This is a genomic window from Enterobacter sp. WCHEn090032, assembly GCF_003986875.1.
GTDB classification, from domain to species: domain Bacteria; phylum Pseudomonadota; class Gammaproteobacteria; order Enterobacterales; family Enterobacteriaceae; genus Enterobacter; species Enterobacter sichuanensis.
Window position 1 is genome coordinate 1 of the sequence record NZ_RXRN01000058.1, and the last position, 2737, is coordinate 2737.

The following is a 2737-nucleotide window of genomic DNA, read 5'->3' on the forward strand; positions in this document are numbered from 1 at the left end:
TGTGAACTCGAAGAGTAGGGCGGGACACGTGGTATCCTGTCTGAATATGGGGGGACCATCCTCCAAGGCTAAATACTCCTGACTGACCGATAGTGAACCAGTACCGTGAGGGAAAGGCGAAAAGAACCCCGGCGAGGGGAGTGAAAAAGAACCTGAAACCGTGTACGTACAAGCAGTGGGAGCACCTTCGGGTGTGACTGCGTACCTTTTGTATAATGGGTCAGCGACTTATATTCTGTAGCAAGGTTAACCGTATAGGGGAGCCGAAGGGAAACCGAGTCTTAACTGGGCGTTAAGTTGCAGGGTATAGACCCGAAACCCGGTGATCTAGCCATGGGCAGGTTGAAGGTTGGGTAACACTAACTGGAGGACCGAACCGACTAATGTTGAAAAATTAGCGGATGACTTGTGGCTGGGGGTGAAAGGCCAATCAAACCGGGAGATAGCTGGTTCTCCCCGAAAGCTATTTAGGTAGCGCCTCGTGAACTCATCTTCGGGGGTAGAGCACTGTTTCGGCTAGGGGGCCATCCCGGCTTACCAACCCGATGCAAACTACGAATACCGAAGAATGTTATCACGGGAGACACACGGCGGGTGCTAACGTCCGTCGTGAAGAGGGAAACAACCCAGACCGCCAGCTAAGGTCCCAAAGTCATGGTTAAGTGGGAAACGATGTGGGAAGGCACAGACAGCCAGGATGTTGGCTTAGAAGCAGCCATCATTTAAAGAAAGCGTAATAGCTCACTGGTCGAGTCGGCCTGCGCGGAAGATGTAACGGGGCTAAACCATGCACCGAAGCTGCGGCAGCGACACTATGTGTTGTTGGGTAGGGGAGCGTTCTGTAAGCCGTTGAAGGTGGCCTGTGAGGGCTGCTGGAGGTATCAGAAGTGCGAATGCTGACATAAGTAACGATAAAGCGGGTGAAAAGCCCGCTCGCCGGAAGACCAAGGGTTCCTGTCCAACGTTAATCGGGGCAGGGTGAGTCGACCCCTAAGGCGAGGCCGAAAGGCGTAGTCGATGGGAAACAGGTTAATATTCCTGTACTTGGTGTTACTGCGAAGGGGGGACGGAGAAGGCTATGTTAGCCGGGCGACGGTTGTCCCGGTTTAAGCATGTAGGCGGAGGTTCCAGGTAAATCCGGTACCTTTTAACGCTGAGGTGTGATGACGAGGCACTACGGTGCTGAAGTAACAAATGCCCTGCTTCCAGGAAAAGCCTCTAAGCATCAGGTAACATCAAATCGTACCCCAAACCGACACAGGTGGTCAGGTAGAGAATACCAAGGCGCTTGAGAGAACTCGGGTGAAGGAACTAGGCAAAATGGTGCCGTAACTTCGGGAGAAGGCACGCTGATATGTAGGTGAAGCCCCTGCGGGTGGAGCTGAAATCAGTCGAAGATACCAGCTGGCTGCAACTGTTTATTAAAAACACAGCACTGTGCAAACACGAAAGTGGACGTATACGGTGTGACGCCTGCCCGGTGCCGGAAGGTTAATTGATGGGGTTAGCGGCAACGCGAAGCTCTTGATCGAAGCCCCGGTAAACGGCGGCCGTAACTATAACGGTCCTAAGGTAGCGAAATTCCTTGTCGGGTAAGTTCCGACCTGCACGAATGGCGTAATGATGGCCAGGCTGTCTCCACCCGAGACTCAGTGAAATTGAACTCGCTGTGAAGATGCAGTGTACCCGCGGCAAGACGGAAAGACCCCGTGAACCTTTACTATAGCTTGACACTGAACACTGGTCCTTGATGTGTAGGATAGGTGGGAGGCTTTGAAGTGTGGACGCCAGTCTGCATGGAGCCGTCCTTGAAATACCACCCTTTAATGGCTGGTGTTCTAACGTAGACCCGTAATCCGGGTTGCGGACAGTGTCTGGTGGGTAGTTTGACTGGGGCGGTCTCCTCCCAAAGAGTAACGGAGGAGCACGAAGGTTAGCTAATCCTGGTCGGACATCAGGAGGTTAGTGCAATGGCATAAGCTAGCTTGACTGCGAGAGTGACGGCTCGAGCAGGTGCGAAAGCAGGTCATAGTGATCCGGTGGTTCTGAATGGAAGGGCCATCGCTCAACGGATAAAAGGTACTCCGGGGATAACAGGCTGATACCGCCCAAGAGTTCATATCGACGGCGGTGTTTGGCACCTCGATGTCGGCTCATCACATCCTGGGGCTGAAGTAGGTCCCAAGGGTATGGCTGTTCGCCATTTAAAGTGGTACGCGAGCTGGGTTTAGAACGTCGTGAGACAGTTCGGTCCCTATCTGCCGTGGGCGCTGGAGAATTGAGGGGGGCTGCTCCTAGTACGAGAGGACCGGAGTGGACGCATCACTGGTGTTCGGGTTGTCATGCCAATGGCACTGCCCGGTAGCTAAATGCGGAAGAGATAAGTGCTGAAAGCATCTAAGCACGAAACTTGCCCCGAGATGAGTTCTCCCTGAGACTTTAAGTCTCCTGAAGGAACGTTGAAGACGACGACGTTGATAGGTCGGGTGTGTAAGCGCAGCGATGCGTTGAGCTAACCGATACTAATGAACCGTGAGGCTTAACCTTACAACGCCGAAGATGTTTTGGCGAAGAGACGACACAAGTTTCAGCTTTGATACAGATTAACAGAATTTGCCTGGCGGCTTTAGCGCGGTGGTCCCACCTGACCCCATGCCGAACTCAGAAGTGAAACGCCGTAGCGCCGATGGTAGTGTGGGGTCTCCCCATGTGAGAGTAGGGAACTGCCAGGCATCAA

The 2737-nt window shown here is 53.3% G+C and carries 2 rRNA genes; both read left to right on the forward strand.

Features of this window, described 5'->3' with window-relative positions:
• Nucleotides 1-2547 (forward strand): 23S ribosomal RNA (locus EKN83_RS23165); the annotation flags it as partial.
• A 69-nt stretch (nt 2548-2616) separates the two neighbouring features.
• Nucleotides 2617-2732: ribosomal RNA gene (rrf, locus tag EKN83_RS23170) — 5S ribosomal RNA — on the forward strand.
• Nucleotides 2733-2737: the final 5 nt, after the last annotated feature.